Origin of the sequence: Amycolatopsis sp. NPDC059235, from assembly GCF_042754125.1 — a bacterium.
Taxonomy (GTDB): domain Bacteria; phylum Actinomycetota; class Actinomycetes; order Mycobacteriales; family Pseudonocardiaceae; genus Amycolatopsis; species Amycolatopsis albidoflava.
The window spans coordinates 4,293-17,523 of the sequence record NZ_JBHZAG010000135.1 but is presented as its reverse complement, the minus strand read 5'-3'; the positions used below and the strand labels follow the sequence as shown (position 1 = coordinate 17,523).

The window sequence follows — 13,231 nt, the reverse complement described above, 5'->3', positions numbered from 1 at the left end:
ATCCCCAGACAACGAAGGACGGGAGAGCCATGTCCGAAAACGACGACCGGGCACAGCGATCGGGCCGAGGCGGGCGGGGGAAGCGCGAGGGCACGGTGCGGGGGCTGGCGTTGTTCGCGGCGCTGCAGGCGACCTTCGCCGACATCCACCCGGTGTGCGACCAGTGGCTGCAGTCCAGCGCCGACGCGGTCGGCAAAGGGCAGCCCGGCATCGAGGGCGCGCGGCACTGCGCCCGCCACGTCGCCGGGTACAGCGCGGGCCAGCTGGCCGCGGCGGTCGCGGTGACACGGGTGCTCGGGCACCGGGTTCCGCTGGCCGCGCTGCTGGCCGGGACGGCGGTCAACGCGGTCACCCACTACGTCATCGACCGGCGGGAGCCGCTGAAGAAAGCGGCCCAGGCGCTGGGCAAGGGCGGCTATCTGGAGCACGCCACCGTGCAGCGGCGGCCGGGGGCGGTGGACGAGGCCGGGCCGGGGACCGCGCTGATGGAGCTGGACCAGGCCGCGCACCGCGCGATCGGGGTGCTGGCCTCGCTCACCACGACCTGGCTGGCCCTGCGTTCGCGCCGGGCAAGCCGCGCGGTCCGGTGAGCGGCTCCTGCCTGCACGACTGCCTCGTCGGCGAACCCGCGCCGACGAGCGAGGACCGCGCCGCGCTCGGCCACAAGCCTCTTTTCCGTTTCCCGGGACAACGAAGGACAGGAGAGCCATGCCCGCGAAGGACCACAAGGTGGAGATCCGCTACCGCGACGGCAGGAAGACGACGTTGCACGCGACCGCCGAGAAAGCGCGCCGGTGCGAAGACCTCCCGTTCACCGACCTGCAGGTCGTCTCGGTCACGGTCACCCCGCCGAAACGCTGACCCCGTCCCGAATCCGCACAGTTGCGCCGACCCGTTCCAGGCTTCCCTGATCCTGATTGGACACAGCATGAGCGCGAACTTCCAGTACCAGCCCTACGACAACGTCCGCGTTTCCATCGCGTGGAACTACGAAACCCGGGCGTGGCAGTACCACGTCGCGGTGACGGGCGGGGCGTTGAAGATCTTCTCCGACGTCCGGCAGGCCCAGCGCTATGTGGACTCGCGCGGTCGCGGCTTCCGCAACGTCCCCGGCTTGGCCAAGGTCGCGAAAAAGCTGACGAAGCCCTGACCGCCCGCGTCCGCCGCATCAGCCGAGGAGGGAGTTTCGCCGATGGGCAAAGGAAAACGTTTCGGGTTCGTCGTCGACGCGACGGCGACCTGCCGCAAGCACGGTCACGAGTTTCCGTTGCGCGGTCGCGCGCCGGACCTCGAAGCCGGTCGGAAGGTGCGGTTGTTCGGCCGCTGCCCTGCGGGCCACGACGTGGTCGTCGAGCACACCGTGCCCTGATTCGCTCCCGCCCCGGCCCGGCGGCCATTCCGCCAAGAACCCCCGCCGGGCCGGGCGGAAACCCCTGCACCGCACGAGAACGCAGAACAGGAGAGGACCGATGGTAGCCGAGTACGTCAAGGGCAAGATCGCCCAGGCGAAGAAGGAATCGGCCGAGATGGCCGCGAGCGCGGAGTGGCAGCAGCGGCTGGTCAAGGCGCAGAAGGTCTGGACTGGGACGACGCCCTGGACGTGGCCGATGAGCGAAATCCCCTGCACCGTCAAGGGATGCCGCCGGGAACCGGCGAACAACGGCGACGGCCGCTGCCGCCGCCACGCCGGGAGCGCCCGGTGAGCGCCCCGGAGCGGGAGCCCGGCCGGGTCGAGGTGGCCGGGATCGAGCAGGCGGCGCAAGCGCTGGCCGCGGCGGTGGGCGAGGACTGGGGCCAGAACCCGGTGCGCAACCGCTGCCGCGGGCTGGCGCTGACCGCGGTCGCCGCCTACCTGGCCGCCGCCGACGCGCAGACGGGCGGCGAACGGTGACGGGCACGCTGACCGAACTGGGGCGGCTGCACCTGTCCCGCCCCGCCGCGACCGCGTCGCCGGAGGCGGTGGCCGCGTGGAAACGCCGCCGCGCCGCCGCCCGCGAGCACCTGGCCGCCGAACAGCGGCACGCCTCGGCCGGGACGGCGCGGACGGGGGCGGGGCGATGACGGTCACCCGCGTCATGACCGCCCGTGTGCGGTCCGAGCACACGCCGCCCGAAGTTCTCCGGGCGAATCTTCCGCTCGTGACGGTGCTGCTGCGCTACGACCCGGCCGACCCGTGGGCGCTGAAAATGCTCATCGGCGCGCAGGCGTGGGAGTTCGCCCGCGAGCTGCTCGCCGACGCGCTCGCCGACGAGGGGCTCGTCGGCGAGGGCGACGTGCGGATCCTCGCGTGGGCGGACACCGTCAAGGTGATCCTCTCGTCGCCCTCCGGGACGGCCCGGCTCTTCTTCGGCCGCGGCGACCTGGAACACGCCCTCGACGACACCGAGGCCCTCGTCCCGCTCGGCGCCGAGGGCGCCCGGTTCGACTTCGACCGCGAGATCGGCCTGCTCGGCCGCGACGCCGCCTGACACCCCGCGCACCCCGCGCCCCGGCCCGCCCGGGGCGCGCTCCAGCGCGCCCGGAAAAGGCGGCCTCTGTTCCGCCGGGACACCGGCGCCGACGCGGCAGTCCGCCGGTGCCCCGGTGCACCACCGCTCCAACCCCCTTGCACGCCAACGGAAACGGAGAAGATCCGATGGGTTTCCTCACCAGCAAGCAGGACAAGCGCCGAGCGCACGACGCCGCGAACCGCAAGCGGGTCGACCCGGGCCTGCACGCGGCCACCGTCGGCGGCCGCTGCCTAGGCTGCCGCCGGAAGGTCGCCAAGAACCTCAACTTGTGCAAGAACCCGGCCTGCTCGCGGGCGGTCGCCGCCGCGATGGAGGACTGATGGCCGCCCCCGCGCAGACCTGCAAGCACACCGCGTTCCTGGCGAAGCTGCAGGGGGACCGGCTGCGGAAGAAGTGCCGCGAATGCGGGCATGCCTGGACCGAACGGATGCCCGCCAAGCCGACATTGCGGCTGGTGAAGTAGCGCCCCGGCCCGGCAGCCCTGCCCTGGAAAGCCCGCGCTGCCGGGCCGGGTCCACAACCCCCTTGCGCCGAACCGAATCAACGAAAGGGGACGCCATGGTAGCGCCCTCGACACCCCAGGACCGCCCGCCCGCAGCCCGCACCGGCCGCCCCGACCCGCGCCCCGCCGAGCCGGGGTTCGCCTTCCACGTCGCGGCCTCCGAACCGCCGCGCCGCCCCGGCGACTGCCGCTGCACCCGCTACTGCGCCGCACCCGCCGGCCGCGGCTGCCGAATCCAGGAAGGACACGCCCGATGAAACTCAGCCCCGCCCGGATCGTGGAGAACCTCCGCGCCGAACCCACCGTGAAAGCCGCCCGCGTCTACCTCGACGCGCTGCGCCTGGACCACGAGGCCCTCGCCGCAGTCGCCGCCGCAGCGGGAATCACCGGCGCGGAACGCCAGACCACGCGCGGGCTGCAGGCCCTGGTGGCCAAGAAAACCGCCGGAGCCCGGGGGCGCCGGTGAACCCGCACCCCGCTCCCGCCGCCGTCGTCGCGAAGCTCCGCGCCACCGAGACCGTCGAAGACGGCGAGGCCTACCTCGACTCGCTGAAGCTGGACCGCGCCGGCCTGCTCGCCGTCGCCGCCGCCGCGAACCTGACGCGCGTCGAGCGGCTGAGCAAGAAAGCGCTGCGAGACCGCGTGATCCGGCAGACGATCGCCGCGCGCCGCAAGTTCGAAGGACTGCGGCACTGGTGAGCGCCTCGCGCAGCGAACAGGCCGGCGCAGACGTCGTCCGCGACGACTACACCAGATCCCTGGCCCGCAAGGGCCACGCGATGGCCTGGACCCTCGGGCGCAACGCCCGCAGGAAAGGCCACGCCTACTTCTGGGAAGGACGCTGCACCCGGTGCGGCGCGGAAATCTCCGTCGCCGCCGACTCGATCTCCTGCCCCGGCGCCCGCGACGCCCGCAAGACCCGCTGCAGCGGGCCGGGCACCGCCGTCCTGACCGACATCGAAAACGCCCGCGCCGCAGAACGGATCGCCGCGTCCGGCCGCGCGTTCGCCCGCGAACACCGCCGCTGAACCCCAGCTTCCCGAACCCGCGTTCCACGGAAAGGAACCGTCATGTCCGAACACGACACTGCCGCCCGCGACCTCGCGGCGCGGCAGGCCGAGGGCCTGCGCGCCGTGGCGCGCCTGATCGAGCAGAACCCGGAACTGGCCGAGCACATGCAGTTCGCCCTGGCCCCGAACTTCAACGCGTTCGTCGCGCACACGGACGAGAATCCCCGCGCCCGACTGCAGCACTTCCGCCGCGCCGCGCTCGCCGAAGGGGCCGACGTGTCGGTGGACAACGGCATCGACTTCTGCACCGTCGCCGCCACGTTCGGCGCGGTGACCCTGCACCTGCTCGCCCGGGCGGAGCACATGGCCGGACAGGACCCCAGGCCCGCAGCGGCATACCGGCCGCTCGCCGACATCGACCCCGCGAGCGAGGAGTGCTGATGTCCGCACCGCACACCCCGGACCCGGGCGGCCTGGCGGCTTCGCCGGGCGAGGTGTCCTCGCTGATATCCGAATCGGCCCGGCTGCTGCCGTGGCACCTGCTCGGAACTGCCGTGTTCGGAGCGCTGTCCTGGTTCTCCAGCGCGGTCGCGTGGCTGCACGCGGCGGCGGCGGTGGCGGCGATCGTGGTGGGCCTGCGCGGGCTGTGCCACGCGGTGTTCCTGTTCCGCGCGGCGCTGCGGTTCCGCGACGAACTGGACCTCGCGATCGAGCAGGCCGAGGCAGACGCCGCCCGTCTCCGCAGCCTCACAGCGGACGATCCCTACTGGACGGTGCGGTGACATGGCCGAGATTCGAACGCGCCGCCCGGACGGTCGCCCGGAAACCCCTGCCGACAAACGATTTTTCGACCTGCGCGAATCCGGATACCGCGGCCCGATCGACCAGGACGGCCGCAAGGTCGCCGACGTCGACGACTGGATCCGCGCGCACCTGCGCCGCGGCTGAACGCGGCGCATCCACCCCGTCTGTGAAGTCCATTGCGGAAGGAATCAGTGACCGGTCATGAGCAATGTCGAGGAACTGCGCGCGGTGATCGCCAACGCCACCGAGCAGGCCAAAGGGGCGCGGGGCGCGCTGATGCAGGCCGTCCAGGTGCTGTCCGAGCAGCGGGCGGCCGTCGCGCGGGCCACCCAGGGCACCGCCAGCGCCGACGTCGACCAGGGCCTCGGCCTGTTCGACAGCGCTATCGACGGGATCGACCAGATCGTCGGGATGGTGTCGGCCGCGTGCGGGCCGCTCGAGTCCTACCGGATCGCGTTGTAAGGGAGCGGTGCGATGAGCGCGTTCGAGGTGTTGCAGCGCAAGGGAACCCTGGCGCTGCTGGGGTTCCTGGCGGCGCTGCTGGGGTTCGTCGCTTTGCATCTGGTGCGGATTCCGCTGGTGCTGGCCGCGGCGGTGCTGGCCGGGGTGATGTCCCGGCTGGACGGGGCGATCACCCGGCAGGCCACCGGTGCCGCCGACGGCCCGGTCAACCAGTTTTTCCCGCAGCCGCAACGAAATCAGGAGGCCAGCCGTGTCTGACTCGCACGACGACACCGGACAGGGCGCGGTCTCGGCCGCCGACGAGGGCCGCGCCGCGCTGCGCGACGCGCGGGCCGAAACGGTCCGCAACGCCTGGACCACGCTCGGGTGGACGGTGCTCGCCGCTGTGCTGCTCGCGGCGCTGGCGGCGGAGTCCGGGGCATGGCGTCAGGGGGTGTTCTGGTTCGGCCTGTTCGGCGGGACGGCGCTGCCCGACGGGGTGCGCGCGGCCCGGGAGCTGGTCCTGATCGGGCTGGGCCGGGTGACGTTCTGGGCCGAGCGGTGCGACGGGTTCCTGGTGCGCGGCTGCGGCCGCCCGGACTGCCCGGACCCGGACTGCGGAAAGGAGGAGTCGTGACGGTGCAACAGGAAGGCCGCCGCACCCGCACCGAGCGGGCGGTGGTGTGGATCGGCGGGCATTTCGGCGAGGTGGTCGCGGTGAGCGTGCCGTGCGCGGTCGGCGGGTTCACCACGGTGTGGCTCGACCTGGTCTCGGCGGCGGCCGCGGCGGTCTGGGCGTGGCACGAGCTGCGGCTGCGGCGGCGCACCCGTGCCGGGCGCGCGGCGCTCGCCGCTGCCGGGCCCGCGCCCCGGCAGCTGACCGGCGCGGCCGCGCCGGCCGGGCGCGAGACGGGGCCGGACGGGCGGAAGGAGGCCAGCGGATGAGCGCCACGAGCGTCGGACCCGACGACGAGGGCGGCGAGGTGTCGCGCGGCCTGGCGGCGCTGGAGCGGCACCTGGCCGAGGTCGCCGCCGAACCCGCGACGGCCCCGGAACCCGCGCGGGAGGAGAACGGGCCGGAGGATGACGAGGAGGAAGTTCCGGCGGCGCGCGGGATGACCCGGCGGGTGCGGTCGCGGCTGGCCGAGCACGCCGAGGCGCACCAGTTGTTGGAGTTGGAGGCCGACGAGGCGCCGTTCCGGGTGACCAGCGACCGGGTCCGGCGCCGTCGCCGGGCGGTGGCCGAGGCCGGGGCGTTGTGGCGGCTCGACCGCGACCCGCAGGTGCTGGCCTACCGGGATGCGCGGATGCGGCGGCTGCTGGTCGCGGTCGGGATGGCGGCGCTGACGCTGGCGCTGGCCTGGTCCACGGCCGGGGTGCAGCTGTTCGCGGCCGAGGGCGCGGCGGCGTTCTCCCCGCAGTGGTGGTTCGGCTGGCTGGTGGAGCCGTTCTGCTCGCTGGCGCTGCTGATGGTGGTGGCCGGCCGCGCCTACCTCACCACCAGGGGCCGCCCGGTCGCCGACCGCAGCGTGGACCGCACCGAGTGGGTGTTCCTCGGCCTGACGCTGGGGATGAACGCCTGGCCGCACCTGCCCGGGGTCGCCCCGGCGTTCACGGTGTCGGGCCTGGTCCTGCACCTGCTCGGCCCGATCGTCGCGGTCGCCATCGTGCGCGCCTTCCCGCGGCTGCTGGCCGCGTTCAACACCCTCGGCCTCGACCCCGGCGGCCCGCCGGGCGCGACGCGCGAGCCGGTGGCGGCGGCCGCGACCCGCGCCGACCCGCCCCGCCCGGAACCCGCGCCCGTCGCACCGAAGACCACGGCGCGGGCGACGATCCCGGAGCCGAAGCGGCGCACTCCCGCGCAGCTGGAGCGGGCGTTCGAGGCGGCGCTGGAGTCCCGTCCGGACGGGTTCGACCCGTCCAACGCCGAGTCGATCCGCCGCACCCTCAAATGCGGCAAGCCGCAAGCGGTCGAGCTGAAGCGCCGCTACCTCGACCGCACCCGCAAGACCGACTGACACCACCCGGGCGCGGGCGGGTCCGGTCCACCCCGCCCTGCCCGGCGCGGTGGACCGGACCCTGCCCGTGACCTGCACGAGTCCACGCACGAGTCCATGCAGGAGGGCCACGATGGCATCGACCGACAACCACGACGAGTCCACGCACGCCCCGGCCGTCGGGACCTCCGCCGAGTCCGCTCCGGCCAGCGGCGGGGAGCTGGCCACGGTCCACCCGCTGCGCGCCCCCGAGTCCACCGGCGAGCCGATCGAAGCCGAGATCGTGTCGGACGAGGAGTGGCGGCTGCTCACCTCGCAGCGGGCGCAGGCGGCGTGGCGCTACCGGCAGTACCGCGACAACGCGGTGACGGTGGCGCGCGTGACCCGGACCGCGGTCACCCACGACCGGACGAAGACGACGCTGCGGTTCGTCGCACGGCACGGGTCCTACGTGTTCGGCGGCGGGCTGATCGTGGCGAAGCGGGTGTGGGAGGCGAAGACGAACTCCCGCTACGAGCGGCTGATGCGCTCGGCAGAGGCGGGCGGGAAGTTCGAGGAGCTGCAGCACTGGGAGGAGCGCGCCGAGCAGGCCAAGGAGAAACGCCACCAGCGGAGGATGGACTGGCTCGACGCGCCGAAGAAGCTGGTCAAGGCCGGTTTCTTCGGTGCGGCGGCGCTGGTGGCGGTGTTGACCGCGCTGGGCATCCTGCTCGCGATCGGCTACCGGGACTTCGCGATGCTGGCCCGGCCCTTCGAAACCGTGATCGACCTGGTCAAGTGGGTTGTGATCGCGGTGTCGGTGACGTGGGGGCCGTTCCTGCTCGGCGCGCCGTGGCTGGCGGGGGCGTTGCTGCACCACATCGGCCGCAAGGCCGAGGCGCACCCGACGTGGCTGGCCCCGGCCGGAGGCGGCGGCAGCGACCGGTCGGAGCTGATCACCGCCGACGCGATCACCACCGCGTTCCGGCACCTGAACGTCCCCGCGCTCAAGACCGCGCTGGTCAAGGAGGGGTGGACGCCGCGGTTCGAGCTGACCCCGACCCGGGAGGGGACGGGCGCGTTCAAGGGCTACCGGGCGATCGTGGACCTTCCGCTGGGCGTCACCCCCGGCATGGTCGCGGACAAGCGGGACGTGCTGGCCAAGAACCTCAACCGCAACCCGGTCGAGGTGTGGGCGTCGGACTACGGGCGGGAGAAGGGCGGCAAGGCCGGCTACCTGAACCTCTACGTCGCCGACTCCGGGGTGATGGAGAAGCCGACCCCGCCGTATCCGCTGCTCAGCGAGGGTGCGACCGACGTGTTCGACGGCGTCCCGATCGGGATCACCCAGCGCGGCGACGTCGTCCTGATCCCGATCGTCGGGTCGAACGCGGTGTTCGGCGGGCAACCGGGGCAGGGCAAGTCCAACGCGGTCCGGTGCATGGTGCTCGGGGTCGCGCTGGACCCGCTGGCCGAGATCCGGATCCACGTGTTCGCCATGAACGGCGACTTCGACGCCTACGAGCCGCGGCTGTCGCTGTACGAGAAGGGCGCCACCGGCGAGCACGTCGAGCAGGCGGTGGCGCATCTGGAGGAGCTGTACGCCGAGGTCGGGCGCAGGGAAGGGCGCCTGGCGGAGCTGGGCGCGAAGAAGCTGACGCGGCAGATCTCCGAGCAGCACGAGGACATGCGGCCGCTGTTCGTCGGGTTCTCCGAGTGCCACGAGCTGTTCGGGCACTCCGAGCTGGGCAAAACCGCCGCCGAGCTGGCCGTGAACATCGTCAAGCGCGGCCGCAAGACGGGCGTGTCCACCGTGTACGACACCCAGTCCTCGCGGGCGGACGCGATCCCGTCGCAGCTGGTGGAGAACGTCGGCGCGAACGGCTGCTTCTCGGTCAAGACCTGGCGTTCCAACGACGGATTCCTCGGAGACGGCAGCTTCGCCGCCGGAATCCGCGCCACGGAGCTGCGGTTCAACGTCGACCGCGGAACCATGGTCGCGACCGGCATGACCGAGGAGCTGTTCGAGATCCTGCGGACGTTCTTCATCGAGGTCGACGACGACCGCGGCTGGGACGCCGCCGCCGACGTCATCGCCCGCGCGATGGCCCAGCTCGCCACGGGCACCGCCATCGCCGGGCAGCGGCCCGCCCCGCAGCTGGAAACCGGCCGCGACCTGCTTGAGGACGTCGCGGCCGTGCTGACCGGGGACGACCCGGTCAACGCCGCCGACCTGGCCGGGGCGCTGCGCAACCTCGCCCCGCGCTGGGCGCCCTACCGCAAGCTCGGCAAGCGAGACCTGGTCGCCCAGCTCAAGGACGCCGGGGTCAAGGTCCCCTCGACCGGGAACCTCTACCCAGTCGATCCGGCTACCGTCCGTGACGTTCTCGCGCGGCGAGGCCGGGCAGACGAGGTGGGCGCGGACGACGAGTGATGACGGCCGGCGCCGCTGCCGCGAACCCCGGTCGCCGGGGGTCGCGGCAGCGGCCGCGTCCTGGCCGACGGGGCGTAACTGTGTAACTCGTCGCAGATCAGGGCCCAGTTACCGGTTCGCGGGCCGCGAGTTACCGATGTAACTCGAAAACGCGCGCGTAACCACCGGCGTAACCCGGATCGCGCGCCTCGCCACTCCGGCCGCCGGGGCCGGCCTGCACCCCTCGATGACTACTCACCGTGATATTCGGGAGGTAATTCATGGCACCGCAGAGGTTCGCTGGGCGGGACCGCTGATGGCCCGCTACACGCCCGAGGAGGCGTCGCTGCTGGCGCTGGCCGCGCACGAGGTCGCGCACGCGGTCGCCTGCAAGGCCGCCGCCCGCACCCGCGCCGGACGGCTGACGGTGCTGCGCGCGGTGCTGCAGGGCGACCGGGGATACATCGAGCACTCCGACGTCGATCCCGACAACCAGGACCAGGTCAACACCGCGTTGATCGTGCTGTTGGCTGGGCGCGAGGGCGGCGCGCGGTGGGTGCAGCGCAACGCCGGGATGTGGCGGGGGCAGGCGATGCGCTGGTCCGCCCACGGCTGCAGCTCGGACCTCGCGGAATTCCGCCGGATGAAGCGCTTCTCCGACCGCTCGCCCGGCTGGCTGGAGGGCCGGGCGCGGTCGGTCGTCGCCGCGCACTGGGGCCGCATCGACCGGCTCGCGCACAAGCTCGCCGACGCCGGGCGCCTGTCCGGCGGCCATTTCAACTGACCTGCTCCGCCAGGACGAAGCGCCTCAAGGGCTGCCGCGCTCGCGGCGCCCATCCGATACCGACGCGAAGGAGAACAACCGTGTCCAGCACGCCGCGGCAGTCTCAGGTCGACGCCCTCATCCGCGCGCTCAAAGACGAGTACGTGGCGGAAGAAGCCGTGAAAGCCGCGCCCGACGCCGCGGCCCGCGCCGCCGCCGCGCGGGCGCTTGCCCGGGCGCACACGTTGTTCGACCGCGCCCACGCGAACGCGACGAAAGCCGAGCGTGCCGAGGCGATGCGGATCATCCAGGGCCGCCGGTGACCCGCTACACGCCCGAGGAGGGCATGCGGCTCGCGACGGCGGCGCACGAGGTCGCGCACGCCGTCGCCTGCAAGGCCGCCGCCCGCAGCACGGCGGGCCGCCTGACGGTGCGCAGCGCGCGGCTGCTGGCCGTCGGCGGAGTGGTCGAGGTCGCCGACGTGGACCTGGACAACCCGGAGCAGGTCGAGACCGCCCTGGTGGTGGCGCTGGCCGAGCGCGAGGGCTCGGCCCGGTGGGTGCAGCGCAACGCCGGACTGGGCCGGGGGCAGGCGATCCGCTGGGCGTCCGGCGGATGCGGATGGGACCTCGACTACTTCCGCGCGAACAAACGGCTTTGCCCGCGCTCGACCGGCTGGCTGCAGAACCGGGCGCGGTCGGTCGTCGCCGCGCACTGGGGCCGCATCGACCGGCTCGCGCACAAGCTCGCCGACGCCGGGCGCCTGTCCGGCGGCCATTTCAACTGATCCCGCACCGGAAAGGAAACTGCATGTCCACGAAGGACTCGCGTTGGGATGCGGCGATCCTCGCCGCCGTCGAGCGACTCGAACACAGCCATGGCGAGTGGATCGGCCTGGTCGACTTCCGCCGCGCGCTCGGACGCGGCCGAGCCGCCGTGGACGAGCACCTGCGGCGGTTGTCCCGCCGGGGGATCGTCTGCCTCGTTCCGGAAAGCAACCGCAAAGCCCTCACGCAGGCCGACCACGACGCGGCGATCCGCATCGGCGGCCAGGACAACCACCTGCTCAGTTGGCAGGGCCCGCGCTGACCCCGGCCGGCCGCCGTCAACACCGGACTTTCCCGCCCCTCTGCACTGCTCTTTCCCCTCTTGCGAAAGGACTTGCCGATGGCTGCTGATTTCCGGCCGCACCGCGTCGCAGGCGCGCTCGCGGCGGCCGCCCTCGTCTGCTCTGCGATCGGCGGGTGCGCTGCGGTCGCCGACCCCGCACCCGTGCCGCACGCGGCGGGCGCGGGGTTGACCGCCGGGGCGGCGCGGGCCGCGCTGGCGCGGCTGCGGGTCGCGCCGGAGGACACCGGCGCGCACTACCGGCGCGCGGACTGGCCGCACTGGGACCGGGTCGCGGGCGAGTGCGACGCCCGCGCGGAAACCCTGAAGACCCAAGGCGCCGGCGTGACGACCGGGCCGCACTGCCGGATCACCGGCGGCCGGTGGACCTCCCGCTACGACGGCGTCGCGGTCGCCGACCCCGGCGCGCTGGACATCGACCACATGGTGCCGCTGGCCGAGGCCGCCCGCTCCGGCACCCGCGGCTGGTCCCGCGCCCAGCGCGAGGCCTACGCCAACGACACCCGTCTCGTGCTGGTCGCGGTCACCGCGAAGTCCAACCGCGCCAAGGGAGACCAGGACCCCGCCCGCTGGCTGCCCGCCCTCGACCGCTGCGGCTACGTCGCCCAGTGGGTCGCGGTGAAAGCGAAATACGCCATGACCGTCGACCCCGCCGAACACGACGCCATCGCGGGGATTCTCCGCCGCTGCTGACCGCCCGGACACCCCACACCGCCACCGTCACGAAAGGACCTCCATGCAACGCGACACGGTACGGGCCGCCCAGATCACCCGGCTCGTGAAAGCCATGAAAGACGACCAGCAAACGCAGACCTGCCTCGGCCCGGGCCCGAACAACCGCGACCGCGACCCGGTGCTGCAGCGCATGCTCGACCGCTCGGCAGCCGCCCTCCGCCGCGTCGAGGCCAACTCGACTCCGGAGGAAATCCGCGCTGCCAGGGCGATTGCCTACCACTGACTTCCAATCCATCCGGGACTAACGACCCGCACCCCGCTCCACTGGCAGGAAGGGCAGCACCGCATGACCGCAACCCATGAACGCCTCCCCGGCTCTGCCGGGCACTCCCCGGGGATCGACTGGGGGATCAACACCGACCTGGAAGCCGTGACCGGCTCGGCCGAGCCGAGCGTGTTCGTGTGCGAGCACACCGATTTCGTGTTCGCCTGCGGCGTCGCCGACCCCGCCGAGGCGCTGACGCTGATGCGCGCGCGTCCCGACGACATCGCCCCGCACGCCCCGAGCGAGGACGACGTCGCCGACTTCCGGCTTCGCTGGTGCCGACGGCTGCCGGGCGACACCGCCGGCCCGGAACTGGAGTACGTCGACGGCCCGCACACGCCGGGCGCGTTCCCCGCGATCGTCTGGCACGCCTGACCCGCACCCGCCGGACAGCCCACCGGCTCCGACGCGACGCGCCCGGCCCTCTGCGGCCGGGGCGCGCCGCGTTCCCCGGACCGCCCCTTTTTTTCCGCGACCGGGCCCGGTCGCGGGACCCTCCTGACACGAGGAGATCGTTGTGAGCACGCACGAACTCGCCCGTCTGACCGCCGACGTCGTCGCGTTCGCCTGGCGCGACGGCAGCTGGCACGTGCTGATGGTGCAGCGCCGCTGGGACCCCTACCGGGGGCAGTGGGCGCTGCCCGGCGGCCACGTCGACGTCGAGGAGTCCTTCCGCGACGCCGC

At 73.1% G+C, this 13,231-nt stretch carries 30 protein-coding genes; all 30 read left to right on the top strand.

Annotation, left to right across the window (positions count from 1 at the left end; all coding sequences use genetic code 11):
* On the top strand, window positions 1-590 hold a 590-nt coding region (locus ACFXI3_RS44245), incomplete at its 5' end, for a hypothetical protein (RefSeq protein ID WP_378408001.1).
* A 118-nt stretch (window positions 591-708) separates the two neighbouring features.
* A complete protein-coding gene (locus ACFXI3_RS44240) occupies window positions 709-861 on the top strand; it encodes a hypothetical protein (protein ID WP_378407999.1) in 153 nt (50 codons plus the stop codon).
* A 67-nt stretch (window positions 862-928) separates the two neighbouring features.
* Entirely contained in the window at window positions 929-1,150 is a 222-nt protein-coding gene (locus ACFXI3_RS44235) for a hypothetical protein (protein WP_378407997.1), read from the top strand.
* Between the two features lie 42 nt (window positions 1,151-1,192).
* A complete protein-coding gene (locus tag ACFXI3_RS44230; RefSeq protein ID WP_378407996.1) occupies window positions 1,193-1,369 on the top strand; it encodes a hypothetical protein in 177 nt (58 codons plus the stop codon).
* A gap of 100 nt (window positions 1,370-1,469) precedes the next feature.
* Entirely contained in the window at window positions 1,470-1,703 is a 234-nt protein-coding gene (locus ACFXI3_RS44225; RefSeq protein WP_378407994.1) for a hypothetical protein, read from the top strand.
* The gene (locus ACFXI3_RS44220; protein ID WP_378407992.1) at window positions 1,700-1,891 is read left to right on the top strand and encodes a hypothetical protein; all 192 of its coding nucleotides are present in this window, start codon (window positions 1,700-1,702) and stop codon (window positions 1,889-1,891) included. The genes ACFXI3_RS44225 and ACFXI3_RS44220 overlap by 4 nt, the downstream gene beginning before the upstream one ends.
* Window positions 1,888-2,061 (top strand): hypothetical protein, encoded by a 174-nt coding sequence (locus tag ACFXI3_RS44215; protein WP_378407990.1) that lies wholly within the window; start codon window positions 1,888-1,890, stop codon window positions 2,059-2,061. Before ACFXI3_RS44220 ends, ACFXI3_RS44215 begins: the two co-directional genes overlap by 4 nt.
* A complete protein-coding gene (locus ACFXI3_RS44210; protein WP_378407988.1) occupies window positions 2,058-2,468 on the top strand; it encodes an SsgA family sporulation/cell division regulator in 411 nt (136 codons plus the stop codon). The genes ACFXI3_RS44215 and ACFXI3_RS44210 overlap by 4 nt, the downstream gene beginning before the upstream one ends.
* Before the next feature lie 167 nt (window positions 2,469-2,635).
* Window positions 2,636-2,830 carry a hypothetical protein gene (locus ACFXI3_RS44205; protein WP_378407986.1) on the top strand — a complete coding sequence of 65 codons (195 nt, stop codon included), beginning with the start codon at window positions 2,636-2,638 and terminating at the stop codon, window positions 2,828-2,830.
* Window positions 2,830-2,973 (top strand): hypothetical protein, encoded by a 144-nt coding sequence (locus ACFXI3_RS44200; protein ID WP_378407984.1) that lies wholly within the window; start codon window positions 2,830-2,832, stop codon window positions 2,971-2,973. Before ACFXI3_RS44205 ends, ACFXI3_RS44200 begins: the two co-directional genes overlap by 1 nt.
* A gap of 292 nt (window positions 2,974-3,265) precedes the next feature.
* Window positions 3,266-3,478: a hypothetical protein gene (locus ACFXI3_RS44195; protein ID WP_378407982.1), complete on the top strand. Its 213-nt coding sequence runs from the start codon at window positions 3,266-3,268 to the stop codon at window positions 3,476-3,478.
* A complete protein-coding gene (locus tag ACFXI3_RS44190; protein ID WP_378407980.1) occupies window positions 3,475-3,711 on the top strand; it encodes a hypothetical protein in 237 nt (78 codons plus the stop codon). The genes ACFXI3_RS44195 and ACFXI3_RS44190 overlap by 4 nt, the downstream gene beginning before the upstream one ends.
* Window positions 3,708-4,040 (top strand): hypothetical protein, encoded by a 333-nt coding sequence (locus ACFXI3_RS44185; protein WP_378407978.1) that lies wholly within the window; start codon window positions 3,708-3,710, stop codon window positions 4,038-4,040. The genes ACFXI3_RS44190 and ACFXI3_RS44185 overlap by 4 nt, the downstream gene beginning before the upstream one ends.
* Before the next feature lie 42 nt (window positions 4,041-4,082).
* Complete coding sequence (locus ACFXI3_RS44180) at window positions 4,083-4,463, top strand: hypothetical protein (RefSeq protein WP_378407976.1); 381 nt, start codon at window positions 4,083-4,085, stop codon at window positions 4,461-4,463.
* Window positions 4,463-4,804, top strand: coding sequence for a hypothetical protein (locus tag ACFXI3_RS44175; protein ID WP_378407974.1), 342 nt, complete (start codon window positions 4,463-4,465; stop codon window positions 4,802-4,804). Before ACFXI3_RS44180 ends, ACFXI3_RS44175 begins: the two co-directional genes overlap by 1 nt.
* A 1-nt stretch (window position 4,805) precedes the next feature.
* Window positions 4,806-4,970: a hypothetical protein gene (locus ACFXI3_RS44170; RefSeq protein WP_378407972.1), complete on the top strand. Its 165-nt coding sequence runs from the start codon at window positions 4,806-4,808 to the stop codon at window positions 4,968-4,970.
* 57 nt (window positions 4,971-5,027) lie between these two features.
* On the top strand, window positions 5,028-5,288 hold the full coding sequence (locus ACFXI3_RS44165) for a hypothetical protein (protein WP_378407970.1): 261 nt from the start codon (window positions 5,028-5,030) through the stop codon (window positions 5,286-5,288).
* A 12-nt stretch (window positions 5,289-5,300) separates the two neighbouring features.
* The gene (locus ACFXI3_RS44160) at window positions 5,301-5,546 is read left to right on the top strand and encodes a hypothetical protein (RefSeq protein ID WP_378407968.1); all 246 of its coding nucleotides are present in this window, start codon (window positions 5,301-5,303) and stop codon (window positions 5,544-5,546) included.
* Window positions 5,539-5,904, top strand: a complete 366-nt coding sequence (locus ACFXI3_RS44155; RefSeq protein ID WP_378407966.1) for a hypothetical protein — start codon at window positions 5,539-5,541, stop codon at window positions 5,902-5,904. Before ACFXI3_RS44160 ends, ACFXI3_RS44155 begins: the two co-directional genes overlap by 8 nt.
* Complete coding sequence (locus tag ACFXI3_RS44150) at window positions 5,901-6,212, top strand: conjugal transfer protein TraH (RefSeq protein WP_378407964.1); 312 nt, start codon at window positions 5,901-5,903, stop codon at window positions 6,210-6,212. The genes ACFXI3_RS44155 and ACFXI3_RS44150 overlap by 4 nt, the downstream gene beginning before the upstream one ends.
* Window positions 6,209-7,285 carry a conjugal transfer protein TraI gene (locus tag ACFXI3_RS44145; protein WP_378407962.1) on the top strand — a complete coding sequence of 359 codons (1,077 nt, stop codon included), beginning with the start codon at window positions 6,209-6,211 and terminating at the stop codon, window positions 7,283-7,285. The genes ACFXI3_RS44150 and ACFXI3_RS44145 overlap by 4 nt, the downstream gene beginning before the upstream one ends.
* A 112-nt stretch (window positions 7,286-7,397) precedes the next feature.
* Window positions 7,398-9,677: an FtsK/SpoIIIE domain-containing protein gene (locus ACFXI3_RS44140; protein WP_378407960.1), complete on the top strand. Its 2,280-nt coding sequence runs from the start codon at window positions 7,398-7,400 to the stop codon at window positions 9,675-9,677.
* A gap of 295 nt (window positions 9,678-9,972) precedes the next feature.
* Window positions 9,973-10,440 (top strand): hypothetical protein, encoded by a 468-nt coding sequence (locus ACFXI3_RS44135; protein WP_378407958.1) that lies wholly within the window; start codon window positions 9,973-9,975, stop codon window positions 10,438-10,440.
* 80 nt (window positions 10,441-10,520) lie between these two features.
* Window positions 10,521-10,742, top strand: a complete 222-nt coding sequence (locus ACFXI3_RS44130) for a hypothetical protein (protein ID WP_378407956.1) — start codon at window positions 10,521-10,523, stop codon at window positions 10,740-10,742.
* Entirely contained in the window at window positions 10,739-11,206 is a 468-nt protein-coding gene (locus tag ACFXI3_RS44125) for a hypothetical protein (RefSeq protein ID WP_378407954.1), read from the top strand. Before ACFXI3_RS44130 ends, ACFXI3_RS44125 begins: the two co-directional genes overlap by 4 nt.
* A gap of 23 nt (window positions 11,207-11,229) precedes the next feature.
* On the top strand, window positions 11,230-11,508 hold the full coding sequence (locus ACFXI3_RS44120; RefSeq protein ID WP_378407952.1) for a hypothetical protein: 279 nt from the start codon (window positions 11,230-11,232) through the stop codon (window positions 11,506-11,508).
* A 78-nt stretch (window positions 11,509-11,586) separates the two neighbouring features.
* Window positions 11,587-12,240, top strand: a complete 654-nt coding sequence (locus ACFXI3_RS44115) for an HNH endonuclease family protein (protein WP_378407950.1) — start codon at window positions 11,587-11,589, stop codon at window positions 12,238-12,240.
* A 43-nt stretch (window positions 12,241-12,283) separates the two neighbouring features.
* A complete protein-coding gene (locus tag ACFXI3_RS44110; protein ID WP_378407948.1) occupies window positions 12,284-12,505 on the top strand; it encodes a hypothetical protein in 222 nt (73 codons plus the stop codon).
* Between the two features lie 63 nt (window positions 12,506-12,568).
* Window positions 12,569-12,922: a hypothetical protein gene (locus ACFXI3_RS44105; RefSeq protein WP_378407946.1), complete on the top strand. Its 354-nt coding sequence runs from the start codon at window positions 12,569-12,571 to the stop codon at window positions 12,920-12,922.
* A gap of 142 nt (window positions 12,923-13,064) precedes the next feature.
* A partial coding sequence (locus ACFXI3_RS44100; RefSeq protein WP_378408003.1) for an NUDIX domain-containing protein occupies window positions 13,065-13,231 on the top strand: 167 nt, incomplete at its 3' end.

Excerpts from the sequence above, each read along its gene's own strand:
- ACFXI3_RS44115 (WP_378407950.1), top strand. The coding sequence starts at position 11,587 with ATGGCTGCTGATTTCCGGCCGCACCGCGTCGCAGGCGCGCTCGCGGCG.
- ACFXI3_RS44230 (WP_378407996.1), top strand. The coding sequence starts at position 1,193 with ATGGGCAAAGGAAAACGTTTCGGGTTCGTCGTCGACGCGACGGCGACC.
- ACFXI3_RS44140 (WP_378407960.1), top strand. The coding sequence starts at position 7,398 with ATGGCATCGACCGACAACCACGACGAGTCCACGCACGCCCCGGCCGTC.
- ACFXI3_RS44110 (WP_378407948.1), top strand. The coding sequence starts at position 12,284 with ATGCAACGCGACACGGTACGGGCCGCCCAGATCACCCGGCTCGTGAAA.
- ACFXI3_RS44240 (WP_378407999.1), top strand. The coding sequence starts at position 709 with ATGCCCGCGAAGGACCACAAGGTGGAGATCCGCTACCGCGACGGCAGG.
- ACFXI3_RS44225 (WP_378407994.1), top strand. The coding sequence starts at position 1,470 with ATGGTAGCCGAGTACGTCAAGGGCAAGATCGCCCAGGCGAAGAAGGAA.
- ACFXI3_RS44205 (WP_378407986.1), top strand. The coding sequence starts at position 2,636 with ATGGGTTTCCTCACCAGCAAGCAGGACAAGCGCCGAGCGCACGACGCC.
- ACFXI3_RS44160 (WP_378407968.1), top strand. The coding sequence starts at position 5,301 with ATGAGCGCGTTCGAGGTGTTGCAGCGCAAGGGAACCCTGGCGCTGCTG.
- ACFXI3_RS44120 (WP_378407952.1), top strand. The coding sequence starts at position 11,230 with ATGTCCACGAAGGACTCGCGTTGGGATGCGGCGATCCTCGCCGCCGTC.
- ACFXI3_RS44180 (WP_378407976.1), top strand. The coding sequence starts at position 4,083 with ATGTCCGAACACGACACTGCCGCCCGCGACCTCGCGGCGCGGCAGGCC.
- ACFXI3_RS44145 (WP_378407962.1), top strand. The coding sequence starts at position 6,209 with ATGAGCGCCACGAGCGTCGGACCCGACGACGAGGGCGGCGAGGTGTCG.
- ACFXI3_RS44135 (WP_378407958.1), top strand. The coding sequence starts at position 9,973 with ATGGCCCGCTACACGCCCGAGGAGGCGTCGCTGCTGGCGCTGGCCGCG.
- ACFXI3_RS44175 (WP_378407974.1), top strand. The coding sequence starts at position 4,463 with ATGTCCGCACCGCACACCCCGGACCCGGGCGGCCTGGCGGCTTCGCCG.
- ACFXI3_RS44235 (WP_378407997.1), top strand. The coding sequence starts at position 929 with ATGAGCGCGAACTTCCAGTACCAGCCCTACGACAACGTCCGCGTTTCC.
- ACFXI3_RS44165 (WP_378407970.1), top strand. The coding sequence starts at position 5,028 with ATGAGCAATGTCGAGGAACTGCGCGCGGTGATCGCCAACGCCACCGAG.
- ACFXI3_RS44105 (WP_378407946.1), top strand. The coding sequence starts at position 12,569 with ATGACCGCAACCCATGAACGCCTCCCCGGCTCTGCCGGGCACTCCCCG.
- ACFXI3_RS44195 (WP_378407982.1), top strand. The coding sequence starts at position 3,266 with ATGAAACTCAGCCCCGCCCGGATCGTGGAGAACCTCCGCGCCGAACCC.
- ACFXI3_RS44200 (WP_378407984.1), top strand. The coding sequence starts at position 2,830 with ATGGCCGCCCCCGCGCAGACCTGCAAGCACACCGCGTTCCTGGCGAAG.
- ACFXI3_RS44210 (WP_378407988.1), top strand. The coding sequence starts at position 2,058 with ATGACGGTCACCCGCGTCATGACCGCCCGTGTGCGGTCCGAGCACACG.
- ACFXI3_RS44170 (WP_378407972.1), top strand. The coding sequence starts at position 4,806 with ATGGCCGAGATTCGAACGCGCCGCCCGGACGGTCGCCCGGAAACCCCT.